Source organism: Acidovorax sp. ST3, assembly GCF_003231145.1.
GTDB lineage: Bacteria > Pseudomonadota > Gammaproteobacteria > Burkholderiales > Burkholderiaceae_C > Acidovorax.
Map to the genome: position 1 here is coordinate 366,599 of NZ_QKVP01000005.1, position 25,758 is coordinate 392,356.

At 67.2% G+C, this 25,758-nt stretch carries 24 protein-coding genes; 10 read left to right on the top strand and 14 right to left on the bottom strand.

Features of this window, described 5'->3' with window-relative positions; genetic code table 11:
* The first annotated feature begins 84 nt into the window (after positions 1-84).
* Positions 85-1,746, top strand: coding sequence for an energy-dependent translational throttle protein EttA (ettA, locus tag DNK89_RS17885; RefSeq protein ID WP_015014713.1), 1,662 nt, complete (start codon positions 85-87; stop codon positions 1,744-1,746).
* A gap of 59 nt (positions 1,747-1,805) precedes the next feature.
* Entirely contained in the window at positions 1,806-4,349 is a 2,544-nt protein-coding gene (locus DNK89_RS17890) for a DUF1631 family protein (protein ID WP_110961183.1), read from the top strand.
* Between the two features lie 77 nt (positions 4,350-4,426).
* Here DNK89_RS17890 and DNK89_RS17895 read toward each other — a convergent pair whose 3' ends face one another.
* From DNK89_RS17895 to DNK89_RS17905, 3 genes are all read right to left on the bottom strand, one after another.
* On the bottom strand, positions 4,427-5,848 hold the full coding sequence (locus DNK89_RS17895) for a TAXI family TRAP transporter solute-binding subunit (protein ID WP_110961184.1): 1,422 nt from the start codon (positions 5,846-5,848) through the stop codon (positions 4,427-4,429).
* A 231-nt stretch (positions 5,849-6,079) separates the two neighbouring features.
* Positions 6,080-6,577, bottom strand: coding sequence for an EF-hand domain-containing protein (locus DNK89_RS17900; protein ID WP_110961185.1), 498 nt, complete (start codon positions 6,575-6,577; stop codon positions 6,080-6,082).
* A gap of 9 nt (positions 6,578-6,586) precedes the next feature.
* Complete coding sequence (locus DNK89_RS17905; RefSeq protein WP_110961186.1) at positions 6,587-7,384, bottom strand: lectin; 798 nt, start codon at positions 7,382-7,384, stop codon at positions 6,587-6,589.
* A gap of 250 nt (positions 7,385-7,634) precedes the next feature.
* Here DNK89_RS17905 and DNK89_RS24800 point away from each other — a divergent pair, with 250 nt between their 5' ends.
* The 3 genes from DNK89_RS24800 (at position 7,635) to DNK89_RS17915 (ending at position 9,809) form a co-directional block, all read left to right on the top strand.
* Complete coding sequence (locus tag DNK89_RS24800; protein WP_238990852.1) at positions 7,635-8,090, top strand: hypothetical protein; 456 nt, start codon at positions 7,635-7,637, stop codon at positions 8,088-8,090.
* Entirely contained in the window at positions 7,991-9,217 is a 1,227-nt protein-coding gene (locus DNK89_RS17910) for an EAL domain-containing protein (protein WP_238990853.1), read from the top strand. Before DNK89_RS24800 ends, DNK89_RS17910 begins: the two co-directional genes overlap by 100 nt.
* Positions 9,218-9,287: 70 nt before the next feature.
* Complete coding sequence (locus tag DNK89_RS17915) at positions 9,288-9,809, top strand: GNAT family N-acetyltransferase (RefSeq protein WP_238990854.1); 522 nt, start codon at positions 9,288-9,290, stop codon at positions 9,807-9,809.
* A gap of 84 nt (positions 9,810-9,893) precedes the next feature.
* On the opposite strand, the gene DNK89_RS17920 is transcribed toward DNK89_RS17915, so the two are convergent.
* The 8 genes from DNK89_RS17920 to DNK89_RS17955 all read right to left on the bottom strand — a co-directional run bounded on the left by DNK89_RS17920 (position 9,894) and on the right by DNK89_RS17955 (position 16,316).
* Positions 9,894-10,904 carry a P1 family peptidase gene (locus tag DNK89_RS17920; RefSeq protein WP_110961188.1) on the bottom strand — a complete coding sequence of 337 codons (1,011 nt, stop codon included), beginning with the start codon at positions 10,902-10,904 and terminating at the stop codon, positions 9,894-9,896.
* Between the two features lie 77 nt (positions 10,905-10,981).
* Positions 10,982-11,353: a copper-binding protein gene (locus tag DNK89_RS17925; RefSeq protein WP_110961189.1), complete on the bottom strand. Its 372-nt coding sequence runs from the start codon at positions 11,351-11,353 to the stop codon at positions 10,982-10,984.
* Entirely contained in the window at positions 11,350-11,886 is a 537-nt protein-coding gene (locus tag DNK89_RS17930) for a DUF411 domain-containing protein (protein WP_110961190.1), read from the bottom strand. Before DNK89_RS17930 ends, DNK89_RS17925 begins: the two co-directional genes overlap by 4 nt.
* A 16-nt stretch (positions 11,887-11,902) precedes the next feature.
* On the bottom strand, positions 11,903-12,409 hold the full coding sequence (locus DNK89_RS17935; protein ID WP_110961191.1) for a plastocyanin/azurin family copper-binding protein: 507 nt from the start codon (positions 12,407-12,409) through the stop codon (positions 11,903-11,905).
* Positions 12,410-12,423: 14 nt separating this feature from the next.
* Positions 12,424-13,806, bottom strand: coding sequence for a multicopper oxidase family protein (locus tag DNK89_RS17940; RefSeq protein WP_110961192.1), 1,383 nt, complete (start codon positions 13,804-13,806; stop codon positions 12,424-12,426).
* Between the two features lies 1 nt (position 13,807).
* Positions 13,808-15,235 carry a TolC family protein gene (locus DNK89_RS17945; RefSeq protein WP_110961193.1) on the bottom strand — a complete coding sequence of 476 codons (1,428 nt, stop codon included), beginning with the start codon at positions 15,233-15,235 and terminating at the stop codon, positions 13,808-13,810.
* Complete coding sequence (locus tag DNK89_RS17950) at positions 15,232-15,708, bottom strand: hypothetical protein (RefSeq protein WP_203422357.1); 477 nt, start codon at positions 15,706-15,708, stop codon at positions 15,232-15,234. Before DNK89_RS17950 ends, DNK89_RS17945 begins: the two co-directional genes overlap by 4 nt.
* A gap of 104 nt (positions 15,709-15,812) precedes the next feature.
* The gene (locus DNK89_RS17955) at positions 15,813-16,316 is read right to left on the bottom strand and encodes a hypothetical protein (RefSeq protein ID WP_110961194.1); all 504 of its coding nucleotides are present in this window, start codon (positions 16,314-16,316) and stop codon (positions 15,813-15,815) included.
* A gap of 234 nt (positions 16,317-16,550) precedes the next feature.
* Between DNK89_RS17955 and DNK89_RS17960 the strand changes: the two genes are divergently transcribed.
* Positions 16,551-20,108 carry an EAL domain-containing protein gene (locus DNK89_RS17960; RefSeq protein WP_238990855.1) on the top strand — a complete coding sequence of 1,186 codons (3,558 nt, stop codon included), beginning with the start codon at positions 16,551-16,553 and terminating at the stop codon, positions 20,106-20,108.
* 12 nt (positions 20,109-20,120) lie between these two features.
* On the opposite strand, the gene DNK89_RS17965 is transcribed toward DNK89_RS17960, so the two are convergent.
* From DNK89_RS17965 to DNK89_RS17975, 3 genes are all read right to left on the bottom strand, one after another.
* Positions 20,121-20,759, bottom strand: a complete 639-nt coding sequence (locus DNK89_RS17965; RefSeq protein WP_110961196.1) for a YitT family protein — start codon at positions 20,757-20,759, stop codon at positions 20,121-20,123.
* Between the two features lie 185 nt (positions 20,760-20,944).
* Complete coding sequence (locus DNK89_RS24805; protein WP_238990856.1) at positions 20,945-21,826, bottom strand: DUF3703 domain-containing protein; 882 nt, start codon at positions 21,824-21,826, stop codon at positions 20,945-20,947.
* A 3-nt stretch (positions 21,827-21,829) separates the two neighbouring features.
* The gene (locus DNK89_RS17975; RefSeq protein ID WP_203422359.1) at positions 21,830-22,501 is read right to left on the bottom strand and encodes a cation transporter; all 672 of its coding nucleotides are present in this window, start codon (positions 22,499-22,501) and stop codon (positions 21,830-21,832) included.
* A 73-nt stretch (positions 22,502-22,574) separates the two neighbouring features.
* Here DNK89_RS17975 and DNK89_RS17980 point away from each other — a divergent pair, with 73 nt between their 5' ends.
* From DNK89_RS17980 to DNK89_RS17995, 4 genes are all read left to right on the top strand, one after another.
* On the top strand, positions 22,575-23,039 hold the full coding sequence (locus tag DNK89_RS17980; RefSeq protein ID WP_110961335.1) for a Cd(II)/Pb(II)-responsive transcriptional regulator: 465 nt from the start codon (positions 22,575-22,577) through the stop codon (positions 23,037-23,039).
* A gap of 157 nt (positions 23,040-23,196) precedes the next feature.
* On the top strand, positions 23,197-23,997 hold the full coding sequence (locus DNK89_RS17985; protein ID WP_110961197.1) for an ABC transporter permease: 801 nt from the start codon (positions 23,197-23,199) through the stop codon (positions 23,995-23,997).
* 40 nt (positions 23,998-24,037) lie between these two features.
* Positions 24,038-25,063, top strand: a complete 1,026-nt coding sequence (locus DNK89_RS17990) for an MlaD family protein (RefSeq protein ID WP_238990857.1) — start codon at positions 24,038-24,040, stop codon at positions 25,061-25,063.
* Positions 25,060-25,749, top strand: a complete 690-nt coding sequence (locus DNK89_RS17995) for a hypothetical protein (protein WP_238990858.1) — start codon at positions 25,060-25,062, stop codon at positions 25,747-25,749. The genes DNK89_RS17990 and DNK89_RS17995 overlap by 4 nt, the downstream gene beginning before the upstream one ends.
* Positions 25,750-25,758: the final 9 nt, after the last annotated feature.

Here is a 25,758-nt window from a genome sequence, read left to right on the forward strand (position 1 = left end):
GCGTCCTTTTGGATTGCTCCAAATGGTCCTCCAAACACGCTCGGATGCAGACTTCCTGCCCACTTTCGCAAGCTAGAACCCTCCATGGCCCAATACGTTTATTCGATGAATCGCGTCTCCAAGACCGTGCCGCCCAAGCGGCAGATCTTGAAGGATATCTCCCTGAGCTTTTTCCCGGGCGCCAAGATCGGCGTGCTGGGCCTGAACGGCTCGGGCAAATCCACGCTGCTGAAGATCATGGCGGGCGTGGACAAGGAGATCGAGGGCGAGGCCATCCCGATGCCGGGCATCAAGATCGGCTACCTGCCCCAGGAGCCGCAGCTCAACAACGAGCACACGGTGCGCGAAAGCGTGGAAGAGGCCATGGGCGAAGTGTTTGCCGCCAAGGCCAAGCTCGAAGAGGTGTATGCCGCCTACGCCGAGCCCGATGCCGACTTTGACGCCCTCGCTGCGGAGCAGGCGCGCCTGGAAGCCATCATCGCCACGGCCGGTACGGACTCCGAGCACCAGCTCGAAATCGCGGCCGACGCACTGCGTCTGCCCCCGTGGGATGCCAAGGTCGGCCTGCTGTCGGGGGGCGAAAAGCGCCGCATCGCACTGTGCCGCCTGCTGCTGTCCAAGCCCGACATGCTGCTGCTGGACGAGCCCACCAACCACTTGGACGCCGAGTCCGTGGACTGGCTGGAGCAGTTTCTGCACCGTTTCCCCGGCACCGTGGTGGCTATCACCCACGATCGCTACTTCCTGGACAACGCCGCCGAGTGGATTCTGGAACTGGACCGGGGCTACGGCATCCCCTACAAGGGCAACTACAGCACCTGGCTGGACCAGAAGCAGGCCCGCCTGGAGTCCGAGCAAAAGGGCGAAGAGGCCCGTGCCAAGGCCCTGAAAAAGGAACTGGAGTGGGTGCGCCAGAACGCCAAGGGCCGCCAGGCCAAGAGCAAGGCGCGTATCGCACGTTTCGAAGAACTGAGCGACTACGAATACCAAAAGCGCAACGAAACGCAGGAAATCTTCATTCCTGTGGCCGAGCGCCTGGGCACGCAGGTCATCGAGTTCAAGAACGTCACCAAGTCATTTGGCGACCGCGTGCTCATCGACAACCTGTCCATGAACATTCCGGCCGGCGCCATCGTCGGCATCATTGGCCCCAATGGCGCCGGTAAGTCGACCCTGTTCAAGCTCATCGCGGGCCGCGAACAGCCGGACAGCGGCGAGGTCGTGATCGGCTCGACCGTGAAGATGGCCTTTGTGGACCAGCACCGTGATGCCCTGTCGGACGACAAGACCGTGTGGGAAGACATCTCCGGCGGCCTGGATATGATCAATATCGGCAAGTTCACCATGGCCAGCCGTGCCTACGCTGGGCGCTTCAACTTCAACGGCGGCGACCAGCAAAAGAAGGTGGGCATGCTGTCGGGCGGTGAGCGCGGCCGACTGCACCTGGCCAAGACGCTGATCGCAGGCGGCAACGTGCTGCTGCTGGACGAACCCTCGAACGACCTGGACGTGGAAACGCTGCGCGCGCTGGAAGACGCTTTGCTTGAATACGCGGGCACAGTGTTGGTTATCAGCCACGATCGCTGGTTCCTGGACCGTATTGCCACGCACATCCTGGCCGCCGAAGGTGATAGCCAGTGGACGTTCTTTGACGGCAATTACCAGGAGTACGAGGCCGACAAGAAGAAGCGACTCGGTGAAGAGGGTGCGAAGCCCAAGCGGATGCGTTTCAAGGCCCTCAAATAAAGGCCGAGGTCAAGTAGGATTGCATCTGGAAACCTCTTGCCCGATTCCTCCCTCCCACCATGTCCCTGCCCGCATCGCGTCTGAGAACCGTTTTCCGCGCCTGCGTCGTCAACGCCGTTCGCGGGGGCGAGGCCCTGATGGGGCAGCTCGTCAAGGTCACCCAGAGTGCCTTGACCAGTGAGGAATCGGGTAGCCGCAACATCCAGCAGCGCAATTTGCTCAGCGATGCGCTGCGCCTGCTCAACGAGCATGAAGCAGCGCTGGTCAAGGGCTATCCCATGGCCCTGCTCGAAATCTTTGCCGAAGGCCCTGCGGTCGCCAAGGGGCGCAGTTCGGCCGACGATACCGGCATGGACTTTGGCGAGCTTTCGCTCATGGACGAAAGCGAGATGCAGGCCCAGGTGGAGCTATCCAAGGCCCAACAGTCTGCACTCCATGCCACGGACGCCGTGCTGGCAGAACTCAACACCCTGGTGAGCGCTGCGCAAGGTTTGCGCAGTGTGCAGCCTGAACGCAATCCGCTAAGGCCCGAGAGCTACATCCGCGCGCTGCAGCAGGTGGTGGGTGAGACCGGCGTTTCCGCAGAGGTCCGCCAGCTGTGGATGCAGCACATGCGCGACCTGCTGGGCAAACTGCTGGCCGAGGAATACAAAAAAACCGCCCAGAGCTTGCGCGAGCATGGCGTGCAGCCGGTGGGCTATGCGGTGCTCGGCACGCCTTCGGGCGGCGGACGCGGCGCAGGCCCCGGCACCGGTTACGGCGGGTCTGGCTACGGTGGCCCCGGCACGGGGTACGGGGGCGGTTATTCGGGCTACGGCCCTTCGATGAATGCGCCCATGGGCGACTATGGCAACACCGGCTACGGGCGTGGCATGGGCCCCAGCACGGGCTGGAGCGGCGAGTCGCAGCAAGGTGCCATGGTGCCCATGCCTGTGGATGCTGCCGAAGAGGCGCTGCTCACCGTCGGCATCCTGCGTCAGATGCTGGCGGGGGGCGATCCCTTTGCCCCTCCTCCGGTCTATGGAGCCGTGCCGGCTCAGGCGGTGGTGGTGCCCAGCGGTGCGGGTCAGCCGGGTTGGGTGGACCCCCGTGCGGGAGCCGTCAGCGCCCAGTCATCGCTGGCCGGGGGCTACTACCCGTCGGGTGCGGCTGCTGAAGCGATTGAAGACATGGCCCAGCTGGAGCGGCTGGTGGGCCGACTGGCCGGGGGCGGCACAGTCAGCCAGCCCGGGTCCTTGCCCGTGCCTTTGGCCGGCTGGCGGGGGCCTGGCGTGGCACCGGTGGTCTATGCCGCCGTGCCCATGGAGGCCGCAACCCAGTCCACCGCCATGGCGGTGGAGGTGGTGGGGCGCATGATGGCCAACATCGCGCAGGACGCCCGCTTGTTGCCTCCCGTGCAGCAGGCGGTCAAGAGCCTGGAGCCCGCGCTCAAGCAACTGGTGCACCACGACGGACGGTTTTTTACCGACAGCAATCACCCTGCACGCCGCCTGCTCGACGAGCTGACGCAACGCAGCCTGGCATTCACTGCAGAGACGGAGCCTGGTTTCAGTCGTTTCATGCGGCTGGTGACGGAGGCGGTGGGCCACCTGTCCGCCCATGAGGTCAAGGATGCGGGGCCCTTTGACACTGTGCTCAAGGCGCTGCAGTCGGCCTGGGACACCCAGGAACAAAAGATCAAGGCCCATCAGGAGGCCGAACAGAAAGCCAAATTGCAGGCCGAGCAGCGCGAATTGCTGGCCGAGAAGATCGCAGCCGATATTCGCAAACTGCCCGATGTGGACAAAGTGCCGTCGGACGTGCTGGATTTTGCGGCGGGCCCCTGGGCTGACGTGGTGGCGCTGGCGCAGGTGATGCGCGGTGACGATAGCCAGGACGATGACCCCAGCGGTTACCTGGCGCTGGTCCCGGTGCTGCTGTGGACGGCGCAGCCGGACCTTACCCGCCAGGAGACGGACCGCCTCAACGAGGCCATCCCTGGCCTGCTGGCCAAACTGCGCAAAGGGCTCAAGACCATCAACTACCCAGCGGTGCAGACCAGTGCTTTCTTGCAGCGGCTGGTGGCGTTGCACCAGGCTGCTTTTGAAAAGCCGGCGCCTGCTGCCCCCGCACCGGCTCCTGCGGTAGAGCCCGAAGCGGCCTCCGAGGTGGCAGAACTGGCTGAGCCGCCCGAGGCGTCCGCTGCTGCTCCTGCCCCGCAGGACAGCGCCCAGGCTCCGCTGGACACCCCTGACCCTTATGCTGACTTTGTCATCGGGGCGTGGGTGGAACTGGTGACCAATGGCCGGGTGGTGCGCACCCAGCTTACGTGGGCCAGCCCGCATGGCACCCTGTTTTTGTTCACTGCGCCCGATGCCAGCACCCAGTCCATGACCCGCCGCATGCGAGACAAGCTGGCGGCTGAAGGCTCGCTGCGCGTGGTACCGGCCCAGCTGCCCAAACCCGGCAAGCCTGCGGCCCGCGCTTCGGGCGTTGCAGAGACGGGTGGAGCAGACCGCAAGTCTTCCGAAGGCCGTACGGGCTCCAGCTCCAGAATGGCGCCCCTGTCCAAGTCCGCGCCCCTGGCCCCGGCCTCGGGTGCCAAGACCCCCAAGAATCGCTGAGCGGAAAGACACCTGCGCTGCGGGCGGCGCTTGGAGTGCTGCCAGCGGCCTCGCGCCACTGGCCAATGAAGCCTGGGTCAATGCCCAGTTCCTGCTGCGCTTCCTGTTCCCTTCATGCTGTTTTCAGTCATCCCCTCGCCCGGGGTGCTGTGGTCGGTCGATCCGCCAGCCCCCTCCGACGCGCGCAGCAGCTTTTTGCGCACCAGGTGGATGTGGTTGCGCAGGGCATACAGCTCGTCCGCATACGACAACGGCACGCTCACCTTTTCGGCCTGGGCTTCCAGGTTGTCCAGGGTGCGCAGCAGGGTTGCAGGGTCGCTCTTGCCCATCTCCAGGTCATTCTCGATTTCGCGCAGGCGGCCATACCAGCGGAACACCCGCGACCGCACCCGGAACTGGTAAAGCGGCGGGACGATGCGCGACAGCGGCAGCATGATGGCCAGCAAGATGCCCAGCACCAGCCACATGCGCTCGATCAGGTTGGCCAGCCAGAACGGCAGGTAGCGTTGCAGCATGGGCACCGGCTCGTTCATGGCCCGGTCGCCCTCCTTGGCAATCGGCAGCTCGCTACCGCGCGTGTTGGGGAACTCACGCGCACGGTTGAACCAGCCTGCGCCACTGTGCAGCTTTTGGGCGTTCTGGGCAAACAGGGTGAGCAGGGCGGGGTGTGTACCGTCGCGCGCCAGCAGGGACGTGGTGGTGGCCACAAGCCGGACATCGCGCTGGGGCACGTTGGCTGCAAGGTCCACCACGCCGCGTGGCAGCGTCACGGGGGTGAGAAACGGAAACCGCCTCGCGTAGGCCTCGTGCTGCGCAAAATCCAGCAGCTGCACGCCGGGTGTCTGCAGCAGCATCTGCACCATCAGCGATTCGGGCGCCGAGGCAAATACCAGGGCATCGAGCCGGCCGGAGAGGAACTCGACTGTGGCAGGCGTTTGCTCCAGCCTCGACAGCTTGACCGACCCTGGCTCTACCTTGTTGGCCTGCAACAGGCGCTCAATCAGCGTGGGAACGCCGCTGCCCTCCGATCCCACATTGACCCGCCAGCCGCGCAGCTGCCTCAGGCTGTCGAGCCGAGGGGCGTTGTGCATGCGCTCTGCTGCGTCGGTGCGGTAGAACAGCCACAGCGGCTCCACAAACAGGCTGCCCAGGGACACGAGGTTGTCCGGGTCATCGGGCTGCAGTTCGGCCGTACCGCCCTGCACAAAGGCCACATCAGCCTGGCCGTCCCGCAGCAGCTGCAGGTTGTGCGACGAGCCCTCGCTGGGCAGCAGTACCACATCAATCCCGTCGACAGCCAGTGCCTTCTGGTAGCGCTTGCCAAACTCTTCATAGGCACTTTGGGCGGGGCCGGTGGCCAGGGTCACCGTCTTGGGGGGATTGGGGTTGAGCCACCAATAGGCCAGCACCAGCAGCCCGACCGCCAGGAAGGCGAAGGGGCCCGCCGACACAATCAGATCGCGCAGGGTGAGAAAGGTGTTGCGAAAGGCCTGGGGCATGGGGGATGGACCAACGGAGCGAAAACAGGGCGAAAGTGGCGCTTGGGCCAACCGGGATAACCCGCCAGCGCAACAGGGTCGTTCCGGAGCTCTGTCGCGCAATCAGCAAGCCGGTGGATTATCCGGGCAGGAGCCATAGCGCCGCGTATCAGCACTTGTCTTCACGCTTCACGCCCCGGGAGTCGCTCCGGCTTGGATTGGCGGGAGCGGTGAAATCGTCGGCGCAGCCTTCTACTGCGGCAAGCGCCTGCGCTGGCGCTCGTAGGCCATGCATTCCTGCAGCGAGAGCAAATCGTTCTGGTCCACATCTGCCGCTTCGAAGTAGGCCATGCGGGCCTGCACCACCTCGGTGAACGACAGCTTTCCGTCCCCATCCTTGTCGGCTGCTGCCAGCCGCCTCAGCTGGCCTTTGCCGATGCGGGGCAACTGGCTGAGGTGGGAGAGATGGACGTAGCCCTCTGCATCGGGCCCCAGGCTGTGCCAGCCCTGCACGATGTCCTGGTGAAACTCGTCCAGCGACACGTTGCCGTCGTGGTTGAGATCAGCTGCCGAGCAGATGGCTTGCAGCCGGTGGGTGAGGGTTGAGGTCACCGGTTTGTGGGCCTTTGCTGGGCGGGGTGGCGTGGTGGGTGACGATACCGCCGTGTCGGCTGCGTTGGCTGTGTGGGCCGCCAGTGCCAGCAAGAGGGAGCAGGCGCTTGCAGAGATCCGTTGCAGATTCTTTTGCATGAGGGCTCCTTACCACCACCAGCGTTGGCTGGGGCTGCGGTTGCAGGGCCACACCATCGTGTGCGCCCCAGGGAGTATCTGGCCGGCATCCACATCCAGGCATTTGCTGGTGAGCTGGCTCACGATCTGCCCACCCCGGGTGAACCAGCTCTGGCTGCGCGAGCCCGAGCAGGACCACAGCACCACCCGGGCGCCATCCCGTGGGTCGCCACGGTCCACATCGACGCACAGGTCGCGTACGCGGATCTCGCCGCCGCGCCCCACTGCAAAACGCTGGGATGCCGTACCGTTGCATTCGTACACCTGCAGGGTGGTGCCAGGCTGGAACTTGCCACCCCGCACATCGAGGCACAGGCGGCCGTCCACGCGGATCTCGCGCCCCCAGTCGCCACCCTGGCCGGGGTAGCCCGGGTACTCGGGGCGCCGGTCGTCGTCGTGACGGTTGTGGTTGGCCAACAGGGCAATGCCTGCAATCGCGGCCACGGCCGCTACCGCCGCCCCGGCATTGGAGCCGCTGTTGTTGCCAGAGGCATAGGTCCGCGTAATCTTGAAGCGACCGCCGCAACCACCGTTGGTCCACAGCTCGCGGTTGGTCAGGTCATAGCCCCAGGTGCGGTTGAAGCGGCACGCTCCCTGGGTTTGTTCCACCAGGTCCACCTGGGTCACATCGTCCGCCAGGCGGTAGGAGGTGTAGCCGCCGCTGGACTGCAAATCCACCAGCTGGTCCTGCGCCAGTGCGGGCGGCGTGCCCACGAGCAAGGGCAGGCACAGCAGCCATGCACGGCTCTGAAACGAATGGTCTCTCATGGGTTGACTCTCCTTGTTCCGATCCGGGGCCATGGGGATAGGGTGGGGTGGCCGGGCCCAACCTTTGGGCACATCCCACCCGCTGCATCATAGGACGGCCAGCCCCCCTCATGATGGGGTGTCGGCAGCGCCACAACAACGCGAGCGGTAGAAATGCCGCTGGAGTGGCGGTACCTGTTACGGCATGATGGGGATGTGCCGGGGCAGACCGTCATCTGCCTGTGTTTTCCCCCATCCACCGCCGTGCTCGATGAAACGCTTCTATGTCGTTGCCTCCATCCCACTGCTGTTGGCGGCGCTGATCCCCATAGCAGCATCCCTGTGGGTGGCTCATCGCAAGGCCAAGGATGACCAGATCGCTTACCTGACCTCGTTGGCCGATGAGGTGCTGCGGCGCGGGGTGGCCTCGCGCCAGCAACTGGTGGCTGCGCTCAACGATCTGGACGGCGATCCGCACCCCGCGTGCAGCCAGGCCAGCCTTACCCGCATGCAGCAGCTGGTGGGTACCTCGTTCTATCTGCAAGGCATGGGGTCGGTGAAGGACGGGCTTTGGTCTGCAGCACCCTCACGGCGGGCCATGAAGTGGTGCCGCTCACCGGTAACCACATGGTCACGTCGACGGGCATCTCCAGCTGGATTGGCGCCCGCTTGCCCTTTGCCCCGGAGCAGCCTTTCAACATCTACGCGCGCAACGGCCATGCGGTGATCATTCACCCGGGCATCGTCATCGACATGCCTGTGCTGCATGCAGATGTGGCGTTGGGGCTTCTGATCAGCACGCCAAAAGCCCTGATCCGCTCCAAGGGGCCGCTGGACACCCAGTGGCTGGATCTCTACACGCCCGATGTGAACAGCGTGGTGCAAAGCGAAACCCACTACATCGTCTTCCGGGTGTCGAAGGACAACAACATCGCGGCAGTTGCGGCGGCTCCCAAGGCGTTGGCCCACGAAGGGCTGAAGACCCAGGCACTGATCCTGGCACCCTTGGGGCTGTTCGCCAGTGCCCTGTTTGCGCTGGGGGTGGCGGTGCTCACCCTGTGGCAGCTGTCGCCGCGCGTCCGGCTGCGGGCGGCCTTGCGACGGCGCGAATTTTTTGTGCTCTACCAGCCCATCGTGGACCTGCAAACAGGCCAGTGGGTGGGGGCCGAGGCGCTGCTGCGCTGGCGTCGCCGCAATGGCACCCTGGTGCCACCCGATGAATTCATTGCCGAGACCGAGAAGGCCGGGGTGATTGCGCACATCACGCGGTACGTGATCGACATGGTGCTGGCGGACCTGCCCGAGATGCTGAAGGCCCGCCCGGGTTTTCATGTGAGTCTGAACCTGTCGCCCCAGGACCTGGTGGCCGATGGGCCCGTGCAGTACCTGCAGCGGCGCTTCAGCGACATGGAGTTTCCGGCAGGCGCACTGATGCTGGAAGTCACCGAACGGGGGCTGGTGGACATCGAAGCCGCGCGCCCCGCGCTGCAGGCGGCGCGGCAGATCGGTGCGTCCATTGCGCTGGATGACTTCGGTACGGGTTACTCCAGCCTGTCCATGCTGGAGTCCATTGACATCGACACCCTCAAGATCGACCGTATCTTCATCGCCAGCATCGGTGCACAGGCCGCCATCAGCCCGGTGACCACCCACATCATCGAAATGGCCCACACCCTTCAACTGGCGCTGATTGCCGAGGGCGTCGAGACGCAGGACCAGGTGGACTTTCTGATCGCACGGGGTGTGCGCCAGGCCCAGGGCTGGAAGTTTGCCCGCGCCATGCCCCTGGGGGATCTGCTGGCCGGGCTGCGCGCAAGCGGCCGTGCCACCCCGGCGGATGCAGCGGGGATGTAGCCGGGGTACAGCCGGGATATTTCCGGGTCACAGCGCTTTGCAAGCTTGGGCTACTTGCAGAATACGGGGCATGCACATTGCACTGCTCACGTCAGCCCAGCACGAGTCCCTGGTAGACCTATTGTGCGAACTCCATGCTTACTATCGCGCGCCCGACGACCCGCAGCCAGCACCCGCGCGCGAACAAATCCGGGTCCATCTGCGGGAGCGGCTGCTGTCCGAGACCTCACCGCTGCGCCTGGTGGTGGCGGTGCGTGCAGACGGCCGGGCGGTTGGCCTGGCCGCCATCGTGCTGCAGCACTCCCTGGTGGACCCACACCCGCACAGCAGCGGGCAATGCCAGGTGAAAGAGCTCTATGTGGGTGAGCAGGCCCGCAACGCGGGTGTGGGGCACGCGCTCATGGCATGGGTCGCACGCTATGCGCTGGAGCAGGGTTGCGCCCGCATGGACTGGAATGTGAAGGCCGGTAACCACCGCGGGCGGGCGTTTTATGAGGGGCTGGGCGCGACCCGGGTGGCTGACCGACTCAGCTACCGGCTGGAGCGTGAGGGCATGGACAAGCTGGTGGACGCGACGGACACAGCCCGTTGAATCTCCCCAGGGCGTTGCTCGCGGCAGGGCGACCGCGCAGGCGTCTGGCGAACCTTATCGCATCGCCCCCATGTGGTGGGCAGCTTATCGGCCCAGTTCCGCCGCCGATGGCAGGTACAAGCCCTCCGCCGTGGTGATGGCCCGGGCCGCCCGCGCAGCGCGCGCGGTGGCGATGGCCGTGGCCTCGGCCGCCATGGTGGCCAACACCATCATGCCCAGGCTCTTGCCGCTGCGGCCTGTGCCCAGGCTGAAGAGGGTGTCGCCGTCGGACATGGTGTGCACGGGGTTGATGCTGCGTGCCAGCCCGTCGTGCGCGGCCACGGCCAGGCGGTGGGCCTGCACCTTGGTGATGACCGCATCGGTGGCCACCACGCCGATGGTGGTGTTGGTGCCCGCCAGCAGGGGCTGGGGCGGGTCGCCGCGCAGCAGGGCGCGGCGTGTGTCGCGCAGGCGCAGGCCGTCGTCGGTGCGGGCTCCGGCAATGACTTGTGCCGTGTCCGGGTCGATCACGTCGCCCAGCGCATTGCAGGCGATGAGCGCGCCCACTGTGACCCCGTCCACGGTGACCGAGGCGGTGCCGATGCCGCCCTTCATGGCGCGCTGGATGCCGAAGATCTTGCCCAGCGCCGCGCCGGTGCCCGCGCCCACGTTGCCTTCGGCCGGGTCGGCGGTGGAGGCTGCCTCGCACGCCGCGTAGCCCGCTGCCGCATCGGGGCGGATGCGCATGTCGCCCACCAGCAGATCGAACAGCACGGCGGCAGGCACGATGGGCAGGCGGCCCACGGCCACGTCAAAGCCCACGCCGCGCTCTTCGAGCCAGCGCACGGCGCCGGTGGCGGCGTCCAGCCCCCAAGCGCTGCCGCCCGCGAGCATGATGGCGTGCACTTTGTCCACCAGGTTGGAGGGGTGGAGCAAATCCGTCTCGCGCGTGCCGGGGGCGGCACCCCGCACATCCACTCCGGCCACGGCGCCCTCGCGGGTGATGATGACGGTGCAGCCCGTGGGGCGACGGGTTTCGGTGAAGTGGCCGACCTCGATGCCTGCCACGCGGGTGATGCTGCCAGCGTCGCCAGCCAGTGTGTTGGAGGAACTCATGGCCGTTGATTATGGTGCCCATGCGCCGTCCGACAGTTGTGCAGCATCAGGGCCCTGGCGCTGTGCGTGGAGCCGCTTCAGGGCGCTTTCTCGATCCGCTGAACGTGGTAGGCGCCACTGATCTGCTCGGCCCGAAAACGCACCTTGTCGCCGGGCTTCAGATCGCCCACCACGCTGGCGTCGGCCACGCGGAACACCATGGTCATGGGCGGCATCTCCAGGTTCTTGATCTCGCCGTGCTTGAGGGTGAGGCGCAGGGTGCGCGGGTCCCAGCGGGTGATTTCACCTTCGCTCAGCTCCGCCTGGGGCGCGGTCGATGCGGCGGCTGCGGGGGGGTGGCTGCTGTGGCTGTCTGCGGCGGCCGCTGCGAGGGCTTGGGCCAGGGCGGGCCCTGTGCCTAAGACGAGCAGGCTGGCAGCCAGCGGGATGCAGAAGAGGTGCTTTTTCATGTCGATGCCTTTTTGTTGTAGCTGTTGAACACGCGTGTGTTGCCGTCGTGCGCTACCAGCAGAACGTCGTACGGGTCGCGTCGGTCGCCATACACGGCGCCGTCCATGCCGGGCGATCCCACGGGCATGCCGGGCACGGCCAGGCCCAGGGCCTTGGGCTTTTGCTGCAGCAGCTTGCGCACGTCGCTGGCGGGCACATGGCCTTCCACCAGGTAGCCGCCCACCAGCGCGGTGTGGCATGAGCCCAGCTTTTGCGGCAGGCCCAGGCGGGCGCGCACGGCGTTGTTGCCGGTGGCGTGCACCTTCACCGCAAAGCCGTTGGCTTGCATGTGGTCCGCCCAGTCCTGACAGCAGCCGCAGTTGGGGTCTTTCCACACTTCCAGCGGCGTGGGTGTGCTGTTGGCGGCGCGGGACTCACCCGGCAGCAAAGCGACGGCCAAACCCGCGCCCAGCAGGGGCAGGGTGGCGGCGAGCCATTGGCGGCGGGGCGGGCTGGCGGGGGCGTGTGTGGAACGGTGGCGTGGGAGGGTCATGGTGTTTCTCCTGGCGTTAGGGGTTGCGGGGGAGCACGGTGATGGTGCCGGTCATGCCCGCCTGGTAGTGGCCGGGGATGAGGCAGGCAAAGTCAAAGCTGCCTGCGCGGTTGAAGTGCCACACGATGTCGCCCTTCTTGCCCGCCGCCACATGGGCCATGTAGGGCTCGTCGTGCTCCATCCCGGGGTGTTTTTTCATCAGCTCAGCGTGCTGGTCCAGCTCGGCCTTGGTGCCGATCACGATCTCGTGCAGCACCTTGCCTTGGTTCTCGGCACGCAGCCGCACGGTGTCGCCCTCGCGCACCTCGATGTGGCGGGGGCTGAACCGCATGTCGTCACCCATGCGCACGGTGATCGTGCGGCGCACCTGCTGGGCTTCGCCTGCAATGCCCCAGTCCTTTTGCTCTTTGACCACGGGGGCTGTGGCGGTACGGTGGGGCATGTTTTCATGCCCATAGGCAGAAAAAGTGCCGAATGCGCTAGTGCATATTGCCCAGGTAGCTATGAATTTGATAGTGTTCATGGTGATTGGTAGCGTCAATGTTGGTGGCCGCTGGCAGCTGGCTTGCGCGCATTGGCGGCGCCCGGGGCCGTACCCGGGGTGTCGGTACGTGCAGGGCGGGGCGTGGCAGCTGGCGCGCCTTGCCATTCAAAGGCCTGGGTGCCGCGTGGCTGCCTGTAGTCGCCGGGGTCGGCGTAGCTGCCTGCGGGCTGATCGGCACGCACCTTGAGGGTGGTGAACATGCCGCCCATCTCCAGCGGGCCGAAGGGCCCGGTGCCGGTCATCATCGGGAAGGTGTTGTCGGGCAGCGGCATCTCCATGGCGCCCATGTCGGCCATGCCGCGCTCGCCCATCACCATGTAGTCGGGCACGATCTTCTGGATCTTGCCGACCAGGCCCCGGTGGTCCACGCCGATCATGGTGGGCACGGCGTGCCCCATGGCGCCCATGGTGTGGTGGCTCTTGTGGCAGTGCAGGGCCCAGTCTCCCGGCTCGTCGGCAATGAACTCCACCTGCCGCATCTGGCCCACGGCCACGTCGGTGGTCACCTCCGGCCAGCGCGCGCTCTTGGGCACGGGGCCGCCGTCGGTGCCGGTCACTTCAAACTCGTGCCCGTGCAGGTGGATGGGGTGGTTGGTCATGGTGAGGTTGCCCACCCGGATGCGCACCCGGTCGCCCTGCCGCGCCACCAGCGGGCTGATGGCGGGGAACACCCGGCTGTTCCAGCACCAGATGTTGTGGTCCAGCATGGTGTTGACCTTGGGGGTCATGCTGCCGGGCTCCACGTCGAAGGCGTTGAGCAGAAAGGCGTAGTCGCGCTGGACCTTGGCGATCTGCGGGTGACTGCCCTTGGGGTGGGTGATCCACAGGCCCATCATGCCCATGGCCATCTGCACCATCTCGTCGGCATGCGGGTGGTACATGAAGGTGCCGGGGCGGCGCGCCACGAACTCATACACAAAGGTCTTGCCCGGCTGGATGGCGGGCTGGGTGAGTCCACCCACGCCGTCCATGCCATTGGGCAGGCGCTGGCCGTGCCAGTGGATGGTGGTGTGCTCGGGCAGGCGGTTGGTGACGAAGATGCGCACGCGGTCACCTTCGACCACCTCGATGGTCGGCCCGGGGCTCTGGCCGTTGTAGCCCCACATGTTGACCATGAAGCCGGGCGCTACTTCGCGCACCACGGGTTCGGCCACCAGATGGAACTCCTTGACGCCCGCATTCATGCGCCAGGGGGCGGTCCAGCCGTTCAGGGTGACCACGGGGTTGTAGGGCCGGCCCGTGGGCGGGTGCAGCGGCGGCGCGGTGTCTGCGCTGGACTGCATTGCGGGCTCGGGCAGCGCGGCCAGGGCCACGCGGCTGACGGAGGCTGCAGCCACGGCCGTGGCGGCGCCAGAAAAGAAATTGCGGCGGTTCATGTCAATGGCCTTGTGGGGTGGTGGAGGCTGCGGCGCCGGATGTGAGGCCCTGCAGGGCACCGGGCGAGGTACCCGTCAGCGCCAATTGCAGGTCGGTCTCGGCCAGCCAGAAGTCGCGCTGCGCTTCGATAGCGTTGGCCACGGCCTGCGTGCTGTTGCGTGCTTCAGCCAGCATGTCCCACACGCTGGCCAGCATGCCGTTGTAGCGCAGCGTGGTTTCGTCGCTGATGAGCTGGCGCAGGGGCACGACCTCCGCCTGCTGTTGGCGCGCCAGGTCCAGGGCGGTGCGGTAGGTGAGCCAGGCGGCACGCACCTCGCTGCGGGCGCGCACGGCGGTGTCTTGCAGCTGGGCGGCGCTTTGCTCCACCTCGGCCTGGGCGCGGGTACGGGCTGCGCCGCCCCAGTCGAACAGGGGCAGGGGCAGTTCGATCTCCCAGCCGCGCTTGATGTCGCTGCTGCCGGTGGCGCGCTCGGTTGCGGTGTTGCGGCTGTAGGCCAGTCCGATGTCGCCAAACACGGCGCTAGCGCGGCTCCAGCCCTGGCGCACTGCCTGTGTGTCGAGCTGGCGGCGCGCGGCCTGCACATCCAGCCGCTCGCGCAGGGCGGTGGCTTCGATACCGTCTGCGGGCAAGGCGGTGGCGGGCAGAGGAGGCAGCTGCGGTGCCAGCTGGTATTGCGCCTGCGCCCCCCACACACCCAGGCGGCGGTTCAGGTCCTCGCGGGCGGTGGCGGCCGCCAGCCGGGCGCGGGCGCGCTGGCTGTTGGCCTCGTGCAGCACGGCTTGCTCGCGGGCCTGCTGCAGGCGGCTCCAGTTGCCTACCTGCGCCATGCGGCGCGCCAGCTCGGCTCCTACCTCGGCGGCTTCGACCATGCGGTCGTGCGTGGCAGCCACCTGCTCGGCCGCCACGGCGCGCAGCCAGGCACGGCGGGTGTCTGCGGCCAGTTGCACCACGTCCTGCGCGGCTTGCAGCGTGGCGATCTGCAGGCGCTCGGCCTCGCGCTGGGTGCGCCAGGGCAGGGTGATGAGGTCCATCAGGCCAAAGGCCAGGGTGCGTTCGATCTCACGCTCCTGGCTGTTGGTGAAGCGCCCCAGGGTCAGGTGCGGGTTGGGCAGCGAGATGGCCTGCACCCGCTCGGCATCGGCCACGCCCAGTGCGGCCAGCCGGGCTTGCAGGCCGGGGTTGTTGAGCAGGGCAATGCGCACGGCGGCGTCTTGTGTCAGGGGCTGGGCAAGCCAGCCGTCGATGGACTGCTGGGCCTTTGCGCGGGCGCTCGGGTCCATGGCGGGCAAGGCCGCCTGCGCCACACCGGCGGTACGGCCCGCGGTGAGGGCTGCGACATCACTGCGCAGGCCGTCGGGCGACACGCTGGCACAGCCCGCCAGCAGGGTGGCGGCAGCCAGCACGGAAAGGCGGTGGGTGCTGATCATGGCTTGCCCTTCTGTTCGGGGTGGTGGGCGGGGTGGGCACTCCCTGCGCTGCCGTGGTGCATCTCATGGGGTTTGCCAGGCGGCTTTCCATGGGGCATGCCGTGTTGCATGCCCTGGTGGTGTGGCATGGGGGCCGCTGCGGAGGCTGCGGAGGCTGCGGGCGCGGGGGGCGGTGCGGAACCGCGCTGCGCCTCCCAGGCCACGATGTCCGCATGGCCGCGCGGGAACGCGCCCACGGCCTCGTGTGCCTGGCGCCAGGCCTGGGGACTGGGCAAGGCGTCCACCAGCGGGGGCTGCGGTGGCATGGCCGTGTAGGGCAAGGGGGCCGTGGGCGCATCGGCGCGGGTGGCGTCGGGTGAAGCTGGGCCCTGGGCTTGCGCCAGCAAGGGCGACAACAGGGCGAGGCAAGCCAGTCGCATGGGCCACGATGGCCCGGGCGACGGCGAGGAGAGAAAAATGGCGGGGGCGCGCATGGCGATCTCCGGACAACGAGCGAAAAAACACGGCGCTGCCGCCCGACGAGACCCGTGGTTCGGGGGCAGTCAGGCAATGGCAGACGCACTTCGGGCGTCGGAGATCAGGCGATGGGTGGTTTGATGGCCAGCGCTGCGGGGGCGCTGTCAAACTGCGCGGAGGCCAGGGGCAGCAGGGCTCCGGCGGGCAGGGGGGCGGGGGTCAGTGATGCGGGCAGGCCCAGCATGGCCGAATGGCAGATTTCGCAGGCCGAGCAACTGGCGCTGTGGTGGTCGTGGTTGCTGTGAGCCGGGCAGCCTGCGCCGTGGTCCTGGCACGCTGCAGAGGGGCTGGCTGTGTGGTCGATGGCGGGCTCGGAGGCCGGGCCATGATGGTGGGCGTGGGCATCGGCGGGTGCCAAGTCCTCGGCCTGGGCAAGGGTTGCGGAATGATCGTGGACATGGCTGTGGTCGTGGCCCATGCCTTCCGCTGTGGGCGGATGGACCACCGTGTGCTGCGCCGGGCCTGCGGGCAGCAGCGGCGCCACAATGCCCGCCGCCATGGCCGTGCCTGTCAGACCCCGAAGGACCAGCACCACCATCAGCAGGAAGAAAAAGCCGCGACGCATCCTTCAATGATACGGCGGGGCGGCCCAAGGTTCCACAGGCACGCCCATTTCTGGCCCGGCGCGCCGGGGCAACCGGTCAAGGACCGTGAGGGCAAACCCGCGCAAATCGTGCATGCCTTTTTGGAACATGGGCAGTACCATGTGATGAAACACCTCGGTTTCCGCCTGTTCATTTTTTCGCAGGTCCCGGCCAATGTGTTTCCAAGCGTCTTTCTCTTGCACAGAAAGGTCGGTATGCCCCCATGGGTCGCTGGAATGTGGAGCACCTTGTCCGCGCGGATTCGCTGGCTGGTGCTGTGGGCCACGCTGCCGGCGGTGCTGCTGGTGGTGTATCAGGCGCGGACCCACCGCACAGACGCGATCGCTGCCGCCGAAGAGCGCGCGCTGCAGACCCTGCAGTCGGTGGCCGGCACGCAGCAAAGGCTGATCCAGAACACCCGCCAGTTTCTGCAGCAGCTGGCCGCCATGCCGCAGGTGCACGACCCCGCCGCCCCCCAGTGCGGGCGCTACCTGGCCGAAGTGTTGTCGCTCAACACCACCTACGTCAACATTGGTGTGCCTCGGGCGGATGGCGAGCTGCTGTGCAATGCGCGGCCGCTGAAGGCGCCCGTCAATGTGGCCAACCGCCCGTATTTTCAGCAGACGATCTCGGGGCGGGACTTTGCGGTGGGCAGCTTCCAGGTGGACCGCGCCGCCCAGGTGGCCAGTGTCAACTTTGCCTACCCGGTGATTCCACCGGGCACGCAAGACGTGGTGGGAGCCGCCGTGGCGGTGGTGTCGCTCGAGTGGTGGAGCCTGCGGCTTACCGACCTGGGGCTGCCGGACGGCGCGGTGGCCCGCGTGTCCGACCCCGACGGCCGCGTGCTGGCGCGCTACCCGCCCGATGCCAGCGAGCTGGGGGCTCCGTTTGCCGATGGCGAGTTCCGCGCCCTGGTGCTGCAGACCCCGCAGGGCCAGCGCCAGCGCGCGCGCGCGGATGGCACCCCTGAGCTGGTGGTGTTCCAGCCACTCATCGAGGCGGGCGGGAAGCCCGTGGCCACCATGAGCCTGGCCGTGCCGCTGGACAACCTGTACGCCACAGCCAACCGCCGCATGTGGACCGAGATGGCGTTCTTGCTGGGTGGCCTGGTGCTGTCCTTTGCCGTGGCGCAGGTGGGGGTGCGGCGCGGCGTGATGCGGCCCCTGCGGCGCCTGCTGCACGCCACGGACGAGTTGGCCGAGGGGCGCTATGTGTCGCGCGTGCCCGCCACAGGCCTGCAGGAGCTGACCGAGCTGGGCCGCCGGTTTGACCGCATGGCGCTGACCCGCCAGAAAGCCGAGGCCGAACTGCGCCAGAGTGAGGAAAACCTGGCCATCACGCTGCACTCCATCGGCGATGGCGTGATCGCCACCGATGCGCAGGGCCGCATCACCCGCATGAACGCTGTGGCCGAGCGCCTGACGGGCTGGCCCCTGGCGCAGGCCACGGGGCAGCCCTTGTCCGAGGTGTTTCGCATCGTCAACACCGGCACCCGCGAGCCGCAGATAGACCCGGTGCAGCTGGTGATGGACCGGGGCCAGGTGGTGGCATTGAGCAACCACACCACCTTGCTGGCCCGGCATGGCGCCGAGTACCACATTGCCGACAGCGCCGCCCCCATTCGCAACGCGCAGGGACAGATCGTGGGCGTGGTGCTGGTGTTCAGCGACGTGAGCGAGTCCTACCGGGTGCGCCGCAAGCTGGAGGACAACGAGGCGCGGTTTCGCACCCTCACAGCGCTGTCGTCCGACTGGTACTGGGAGCAGGACGCGCAGTTTCGCCTCACGCATGTCGAGGGCCGGGCCGATGACCGGCTGGTGCAGGAGGCCGCGCTGCACATGGGCAAGACGCGCTGGGAGCTGGCCGCACCGGGCATGAGCGATGCGCTGTGGGAAGAACACCGCGCGCTGCTGGAGCGCCACCAGGAGTTCCGCGACTTCGAGTTCGAGCGCCGCGACCAGCAGGGCTGCTCGTACTGGGTGTCCATCAGCGGCACGCCCGTGTTTGATGACGACGGTGTGTTTTGCGGCTACCGGGGTGTGGGTAAGGACATCTCGGCCCGCAAGCGCGACGAGAACGAGCTGCGCATTGCAGCCATTGCGTTCGAGTCGCAAGAGGGCATGATCGTCACCGACGCGGACACGCTCATCCTGCGCACCAACCGTGCGTTCAGCCGCATCACCGGCTACAGCGCCGACGAGGTGGTGGGCCGCAGCACCAGCCTGCTGGCCTCGGGCCACCATGACAAGGCGTTTTTTGATGCCATGTGGGCCAGCCTGGCCAGCACCGGCGAGTGGAAGGGCGAGCTGTGGAACCGCTGCAAGAGCGGTGAGGTGAACCTGCACTTCATGGCCATCACCGCCGTCACGGACCAGCACAGGGTACTGACGCACTACGTGGCCACCCTCAGCGACATCACCCAGCGCGCGGCGGCGGCGCGGGAGATTGAGCACCTGGCGTTCTACGACCCGCTCACCCACCTGCCCAACCGCCGCCTGATGATGGACCGCCTGCAACAGGCGTTTGCCACCAGTGCGCGCGCGGGCCTGCAAGGGGCTCTGCTGTGCCTGGACCTCGACCACTTCAAGACCCTGAACGACACCCTGGGCCACGACATGGGCGACGTGCTGCTGCAGCAGGTGGCCCAGCGGCTCACGGCCTGCGTGCGAGAGGGCGACACCGTGGCGCGGCTGGGCGGCGACGAGTTTCTGGTGCTGCTGGAAGACCTGGGCGCCCTTGCCACCGACGCGGCCGAGCAGGCGCAGGCGGTGGGCGAGAAGATTCTGGCCGCGCTCAACCAGCCCTACCAGCTCGCATCGCACCATGTGCACAGCACTACCAGTGTGGGCGCCGTGCTGTTCAGCGGCCAGGGGCAGACGGTGGAAGATGTGGTCAAGCACGCCGACCTGGCCATGTATGCCGCCAAGACCGCAGGGCGCAACGGCATCCGCTTTTTTGACCCGCGCATGCAGGCCGCTGTCACGGCCCGCGCGGCGCTGGAGAACGACCTGCGCACGGCGCTGGAACAGGGCCAGTTCACGCTGCACTACCAGGTGCAGGTAGGCTGCGGCAAGCATGTGGTGGGGGCCGAGGTGCTGATCCGCTGGAACCACCCGACGCGTGGCATGGTGCCGCCGTTCGAGTTCATCCCGCTGGCCGAAGAGACCGGGCTGATCCTGCCCATCGGCCTGTGGGTGCTGCAGACGGCCTGCACCCAGCTGCGCCGCTGGCAGGACGACCCGGCCACCGCCCACCTGCAACTGGCGGTGAACGTGAGCGCCCGCCAGTTCCGCCAGGCCGACTTCATGGAGCAGGTGGTGGCCGTGCTGCGCCAGACCGGGGCGCGGCCCGACCGCCTGAAGCTGGAGCTGACGGAGAGCCTGGCGCTGGACAATGTGGATGACACCATCGCCAAGATGAACGCGCTGCGCGCGCTGGGCCTGCGCTTTTCGATGGACGACTTTGGCACCGGCCAGTCGTCGCTGTCGTACCTCACGCGGTTGCCGCTGGACCAGCTCAAGATCGACCAGAGCTTTGTGCGCAACATCGGCATCCAGCACACCGACGCACTCATCGTGCAGACCATCATCGGCATGGCGCAGAGTCTGGGCATCGACGTGATTGCCGAGGGGGTGGAGACCGAGGCGCAGCGCGCGTTTCTGGAGCGCCACGGCTGCACGCTGTGGCAGGGCTACCTGTTCAGCCGCCCGGTGCCCATCGAGGCGCTGGAGCAGCGGCTGCACAGTGGGCTGGGCTGGCAGGTGTCGTCGTAGTACTACACCGCCCTAAACCGCCATATAGCGGCCCGGCCGGTGGTTCATGGCCAGCACCAGGTTGAGTGCCACGGCGCCCGCAATGGACCAGGCCACGCGCAGGGGATCTACCGTCCATAGCGCCAGCAGCACGATGACGCAGTCCACAGCCATCTGCACCTTGCCCGCGCGCCAGCCGTAGCGGTCCTGCAGGTACAGCGCGGCAATGCCCACGCCACCCAGGCTGCAGCGATGGCGGAACAGCACGAGGAAGCCCGTTCCCGTGATCAGCCCGCCCGCAATGGCCGCGTACAGCGGCTGCAGTTGCGCAAATTGCAGGAACTGCGACTGCAGCTCAGTCAGCAGCGACAGCAGCAGCACCGCGATGAAGGTCTTGACCGTGAACGCCCGGCCCAGCTTGCGCAGCGCCAGCCAGTAAAACGGCAGGTTGAGCACAAAGAAGATCTTGCCAAAGCCGATGCCCGTGGCGTAGTGCAGCAAAAACGCCAGCCCCGCCGTGCCACCTGTGAGCAACCCCGCGCTGGTGAAAAACGCCACCCCCACCGAGATGAGCAACACCCCGGTGAAGATGGCCACGGCGTCTTCCGTCAGGCTGTGGGGCACGACCAGTGGGGCAGGGGTTGCGGGGGCGGCAGGGGCGCGGGAGGGCATGGGCAAAAAGCAAAAGGAATGACGGCTGTGCCCGTAGCCCCCGGGGCAGAGGGCGGCGCACAGGTTGTGGATTGGACCATGCAAGCCCCATGCCGGGCTTGTCGTGCGTCAAATTCCGGGTGCCCGGTGGCGGCACTGCCCGTTGGTTGTTTACTCCTGATTTGATAGCTGCTAGCGCATGCAGATCAAGCGCTATCGCCAGTTTTTGGCAAAGACGGGGTGGTCTGCAGGCACACAGCTGCCATCGCCCCGTCAATCAGCCGCGTGATGTGCAGCTGCGGCGCCATGGGCGCCAAGGCACTCACCCGTGCCCGCCCCGTGTTGCCAATGGGCAGCCGCGCCAGCGCATGGCCCAGCGGCACCAGGGCCAGCCGCAGCACCTGTCCACCGGCCTCGCGCAGGTCGCGCAACTGCAGGGCATAGCGGAGCATGGCCGTGTGCGACCGCCAATGCAGGGACAGCGTGGTCTGCCCCAGCACATGCGCGGCCTCCAGCCAGCGCCAGCGGGTGGTGGGTTGTGCGCTGGCATCGCGCGCAAACGCGGCCAACAGGTGGTCGAACGCGCGCTGCGTGTGCAAGGGGTCAGCCAAGGGCTCTGCCGCGTGGCGCGCCGCCAGTTGGCGCCAGCGCCGTTGTCGGTGCCGGTAGAACAGCTGGGCAAACGCCGCGCTCAGGGGCGTCATCAGCCAGGGCAGAGGGCGTGCGACCACCTCGATGTCGTCGGTGTAGAGCGTGCGGCCGTCTGGCAGCGGCTGCAGCGTGATGCGGTGGTCCCAGCGCTGCATCAGCGTGCCCTCGCCGTTGTCGCGCAGCGTGGGCCATGCGCCGTCCTGCGCGGCGGGCTCGATGGAGATGCGCACGGTTTGCAAACCCATGGGCAGCAACCCCAGCAGCCACATCTGCAACGGCAGATCCCCGGGAGACCAGTGGCTGGGCCAGGGCGCGCCGCCGGGGCGCGTGAACCGCACCAGGGGCGCCGTGATGTGGCGGAACACGGCGGTGCTTTGCAGTTGCGCAGCCACCCATTCGGGCGGTGCATGGAGCGGGGTGGACAGGCGTACGCGCATGGATCAGTGCCCGTGGGCTGCGGGGGCGCCTGCGGTGCTGGCAAGCTCTTGCCGTGCGTGGCGGATCACGCTCCAGCCGCCGCTGATGGCCAGGCCCGCCATGACGGCGGCCACCACCAGATCGGGCCAGGCCGTGCCCGTGCCCAGCACTCCCAGCGCAGCGGCCATCACGGCCAGGTTGCCCAGCGCGTCGTTGCGGGTGCACAGCCACACGCCGCGCATGTTGGCATCGCCCTCGCGCCAGGCGTAGAGCAGGGCGGCCACCCCCAGGTTGGCCGCCAGCGCCAGCAGGCCCACGCCACCCATGGTGAAGGGCTCGGGCGGCACCCCTTGCCACACCCCCCACGCCACCCGGCCGATCACGAACACGCCAAAGGCCAGCATGCTAGCCCCCTTGAGCAGCGCGGCACGTGCCCGCCAGGTCAGCGCCATGGCGAGCACCCACAGCGACAGGCCGTAGTTGGCCGCATCGCCCAGAAAGTCGATGGCGTCGGCCAGCAGCGAAGCCGAGCCCGACTGGGTGCCCGCGCCCAGTTCCACCACAAACATGGCGGCGTTGACGATGAGCGCAATCCACAGAATGCGGCGGTAGCGCGGGTCTGCGCTGGCGGGGGCGTCGTGACTGTGGCTGGGCGCGCCGTGGTCGTGGTGGCCGTGATGGCAATGGGCGGACATGGTGTTTTCTCCTGGCAGTTTTGGAAAGCGATGGCATCATTGGAAACCTTGAAGTCACTTGAAGGTCAAGCCCATGGACCCCAACGCCGCACAGTTCCGCATTGGCGAGGCCGCCCAGCAGTCCGGCGTGTCGGCCGCCAACATCCGGTATTACGAAAAAGAGGGGCTGCTGCCGCCCGGCGCGCGCGGCGACAACAGCTACCGCCCGTACAGCAGCGCCGACGTGCACCAGCTGCGTTTCATCCGCCTGTGCCGCGCCATGGACATGTCGCTGGACGAGGTCAGGACCCTGCTGGCGCTGGACTGGGACAGCAAGACGGACTGCCATGCCGCCTGCGACACGCTGGATGCACACCTGGTGCATGTGCGCACCCGCCTGGCCGAGCTGCAGGCGCTGGAGGCCGACCTGCAGGCGCTGCGCAGCCGCTGCGATGGCGCGGACGCCACCTGCCACATCATTGAAGCGCTGCATGCGCGGGCCGACGCGCAGCCTGTGGGTGCCGCCGCCATGCCCAGCCAGGGCAAACGGCATGTGTGAGCAGTTGTTGTGCGGCGTGGCTCTGTAGGGGCTATTTGCTACTCAATTTATAGCTGCTAAGGCATATTCTTCTAGCGCTACCGCCCGAAAATGGCCCAAATATCTCCAGAAGCCTGCCATCGGCTGCCCTGGCGCATGCCCCCGCTATGATCCGCCCATGATCTCGCGCCTTCCCGGCCTCTCCCTGCCCGAACGTGTGTGGAACACGGCGCGGCGCTGGGCGGTGGCCTGGTGGCGCATCCTGTACCTGGGCGCGGTGGTGCTGGTGCTGGTGTTGTCGCCGTCCAGCTACGGCAAGGGCACGCGCCGCGCACTGGCCCGGCACCTGTATCTGGACACGGCGCCGGTGCTGCTGGGCTTTACGGTGCTGGCCGCGCTCATCAGCCTGGTGCTCACACGCATCGTGGTGGTCACGGCGCTGAGCTACGGCCTGTCGCGCTACGCGCTGGAGATGGTGATCCGCGTGCTGGTGCTGGAGCTGATCCCGCTCACGGCAGCCTTGTTTGTGGCCATGCGCTGCACCATCCCCAACGGCTCGCAGCTGGCGCACTTGCGGCTCACCGGCCGGTTCGAGGCGCTGCGCCGACAGGGCTCCGACCCGGTGCGCATCGAGCTGCTGCCCCGCGTGATTGCCGGAGTGTTTGCCTGCGTCACGCTGGCTGCGCTCAGTTGCGTGGTGGCGCTGGTGCTGGCGTACCTGGGGGTGTATGGCTTCAACACCGCGGGCCTGTCCAGCTACACGCGCATGTTCGGCCAGGTGTTTTCGCCCAGCGTGACCATGGTGTTTGTGCTCAAGACCCTGTTCTTCAGCCTGGCCGTGGCGCTCATTCCCATGGCGGCTGGCTTGTATGACAGCGGCGAGCGCACGCAGCCCGACTCGGAACTGGGCGGCCTGGCCCGCATGTTTGCGGTGCTGCTGCTGATCGAGGTGGCCTCGCTCATGGGCAACTACTACTGACGGCCTGCGCCAGATGCACCCACCCGCACAACCCTACGACATGAACGACCATCCTCGCAAACCATCGCATGACCCCGCTGCGACTTCCGCAGGGGCGGATATTCCGCCGGTCGAGACCCTGCGCCCGGTGGCCTATCTGGAACTCAAGGCTGCAGCGCTGCTGCTGTTCACCCTGGCGCTCATCGTGGGCTCGGGCCTTTACCTGCTGTATGCACGGGGCGCTTTTGAGCCCACACAGACGCTGGTGCTGACGGCCGATGACTCCGAAGGCGTGGTGGTGGGCATGGACATGACCTTCTCGGGCTTTCCCATTGGCCGCGTGCGGCGCATCGAGCTGGCCGAATCGGGCAATGCCCGCATCCTGGTGGACGTACCCCGTAAGGATGCGCACTGGCTGCGCGAGTCCAGCGTGTTCACGCTCGTGCGCGGCCTGGTGGGGGGCACCAACATCCGGGCGTACTCCGGCATCCTGACCGACCCCGCGCTGCCCGATGGCGCCGTGCGGCCCGTGTTGCGCGGCGACGCTACGGCGGAGATCCCGCAGCTCATGGCCACGGCACGCGAGCTGCTGACCAACCTGAACGCCCTGACGTCGCCCGACGCCGCGCTGGGCAGCACCCTGACCAACGTCAAGGCCCTCACCGAGCGGCTCAATGGGCCTGGCGGCGCCCTGGGCGTGCTGATGGGCAACGAAGCGGACGCAAAAAAGATCGTGGCCACGCTGGAACGCACCAATGCGCTGCTGGCGCGCCTGGACGGCATGGCCGCCCGCGCTGACAAGCAGGTGTTTGGCAGCGAGGGCAACAAGGACGCGCTGGTGCCCGAGGTGCGCGCCACCGTGGCCCAGCTCAACGGCTTGCTGACCGACACCCGCACCAGCCTGAAGAAGGTGGATGCGGTACTGGTGGAGGCCCAGGCCATCGGTGCCAATGCCCGCGAGGCCACCACCGACCTGGGTGCGCTGCGTGCCGAGGTGGAAAGCAACCTGCGCAAGGTGGAAAGCTTGGTCAACGAGATCAACCGCAAATGGCCCTTTGCACGCGACACGGAGCTGAAGCTGCCATGAACCCCTCTGCTGTACCTCGTTTGCGGGCTGCGTTGCGGCTTCTGTCCATCGGCTGCGCCTTCGCGTTGGCTGCGTGTTCCAGCCAACCCCCGGTGCCCGACTGGCAGATGAACGCCCAGGGTGCGGCTCAGAAGGCCATCGAGGCCTACTTGTCTGGCAATGCGCGCGTGGAAAAGCTCGAATGGGACCGCGCTCGCGCCGAAGTGGCGCGCACGGGCCGCCCCGATCTGCTCGCCCGCCTGGAGCTGATGCGCTGTGCGGCCCAGGTGGCGAGTCTGGTCACTGAACCCTGCGAGCGTTTTGAGGCCTTGCGGGCCGATGCCGCAGCGCCCGAGCAGGCCTACGCCGACTATCTGGCGGGCCGCGTTCAAGCCGGTCAGGTGGCTCTGTTGCCACCCGCACAGCGTGCCGTCGCTACGGCGGGCAACGCTACCAGCTTGGCGGGCATTGCCGACCCTCTTTCACGCCTGGTGGCGGCGGGTGTCTTGTTGCAGACAGGGAAGGCCAGCCCCGCAGTCATCGCCACAGCCACCGAGACTGCGTCGGCACAGGGCTGGCGCAGGCCGCTGATGGCGTGGTTGCTGCTACAGGTGCAACGGGCTGAAGCCGCTGGAGACGCTGCTGCAGCCGACGCCTTGCGCCGCCGCGTGAGGGTGGTGGAGCAGTCGGCGGGCTTGCCCCGTTAGCCAGTCACG

Coding starts and splice junctions, on each gene's coding strand:
- DNK89_RS17925 (WP_110961189.1), bottom strand. CDS start 11,353: ATGAAAAAGCACCTCTTCTGCATCCCGCTGGCTGCCAGCCTGCTCGTC.
- DNK89_RS17960 (WP_238990855.1), top strand. CDS start 16,551: ATGCCCCCATGGGTCGCTGGAATGTGGAGCACCTTGTCCGCGCGGATT.
- ettA (WP_015014713.1), top strand. CDS start 85: ATGGCCCAATACGTTTATTCGATGAATCGCGTCTCCAAGACCGTGCCG.
- DNK89_RS17930 (WP_110961190.1), bottom strand. CDS start 11,886: ATGACCCTCCCACGCCACCGTTCCACACACGCCCCCGCCAGCCCGCCC.
- DNK89_RS17920 (WP_110961188.1), bottom strand. CDS start 10,904: ATGAGTTCCTCCAACACACTGGCTGGCGACGCTGGCAGCATCACCCGC.
- DNK89_RS17950 (WP_203422357.1), bottom strand. CDS start 15,708: ATGCGCGCCCCCGCCATTTTTCTCTCCTCGCCGTCGCCCGGGCCATCG.
- DNK89_RS17965 (WP_110961196.1), bottom strand. CDS start 20,759: ATGCCCTCCCGCGCCCCTGCCGCCCCCGCAACCCCTGCCCCACTGGTC.
- DNK89_RS17890 (WP_110961183.1), top strand. CDS start 1,806: ATGTCCCTGCCCGCATCGCGTCTGAGAACCGTTTTCCGCGCCTGCGTC.
- DNK89_RS17945 (WP_110961193.1), bottom strand. CDS start 15,235: ATGATCAGCACCCACCGCCTTTCCGTGCTGGCTGCCGCCACCCTGCTG.
- DNK89_RS24800 (WP_238990852.1), top strand. CDS start 7,635: ATGAAACGCTTCTATGTCGTTGCCTCCATCCCACTGCTGTTGGCGGCG.
- DNK89_RS17900 (WP_110961185.1), bottom strand. CDS start 6,577: ATGCAAAAGAATCTGCAACGGATCTCTGCAAGCGCCTGCTCCCTCTTG.
- DNK89_RS17990 (WP_238990857.1), top strand. CDS start 24,038: ATGAACGACCATCCTCGCAAACCATCGCATGACCCCGCTGCGACTTCC.
- DNK89_RS17980 (WP_110961335.1), top strand. CDS start 22,575: ATGGACCCCAACGCCGCACAGTTCCGCATTGGCGAGGCCGCCCAGCAG.
- DNK89_RS17985 (WP_110961197.1), top strand. CDS start 23,197: ATGATCTCGCGCCTTCCCGGCCTCTCCCTGCCCGAACGTGTGTGGAAC.
- DNK89_RS17895 (WP_110961184.1), bottom strand. CDS start 5,848: ATGCCCCAGGCCTTTCGCAACACCTTTCTCACCCTGCGCGATCTGATT.
- DNK89_RS17910 (WP_238990853.1), top strand. CDS start 7,991: ATGGTCACGTCGACGGGCATCTCCAGCTGGATTGGCGCCCGCTTGCCC.
- DNK89_RS17915 (WP_238990854.1), top strand. CDS start 9,288: ATGCACATTGCACTGCTCACGTCAGCCCAGCACGAGTCCCTGGTAGAC.
- DNK89_RS17955 (WP_110961194.1), bottom strand. CDS start 16,316: ATGCGTCGCGGCTTTTTCTTCCTGCTGATGGTGGTGCTGGTCCTTCGG.
- DNK89_RS24805 (WP_238990856.1), bottom strand. CDS start 21,826: ATGCGCGTACGCCTGTCCACCCCGCTCCATGCACCGCCCGAATGGGTG.
- DNK89_RS17995 (WP_238990858.1), top strand. CDS start 25,060: ATGAACCCCTCTGCTGTACCTCGTTTGCGGGCTGCGTTGCGGCTTCTG.
- DNK89_RS17935 (WP_110961191.1), bottom strand. CDS start 12,409: ATGAACACTATCAAATTCATAGCTACCTGGGCAATATGCACTAGCGCA.
- DNK89_RS17975 (WP_203422359.1), bottom strand. CDS start 22,501: ATGTCCGCCCATTGCCATCACGGCCACCACGACCACGGCGCGCCCAGC.
- DNK89_RS17940 (WP_110961192.1), bottom strand. CDS start 13,806: ATGAACCGCCGCAATTTCTTTTCTGGCGCCGCCACGGCCGTGGCTGCA.
- DNK89_RS17905 (WP_110961186.1), bottom strand. CDS start 7,384: ATGAGAGACCATTCGTTTCAGAGCCGTGCATGGCTGCTGTGCCTGCCC.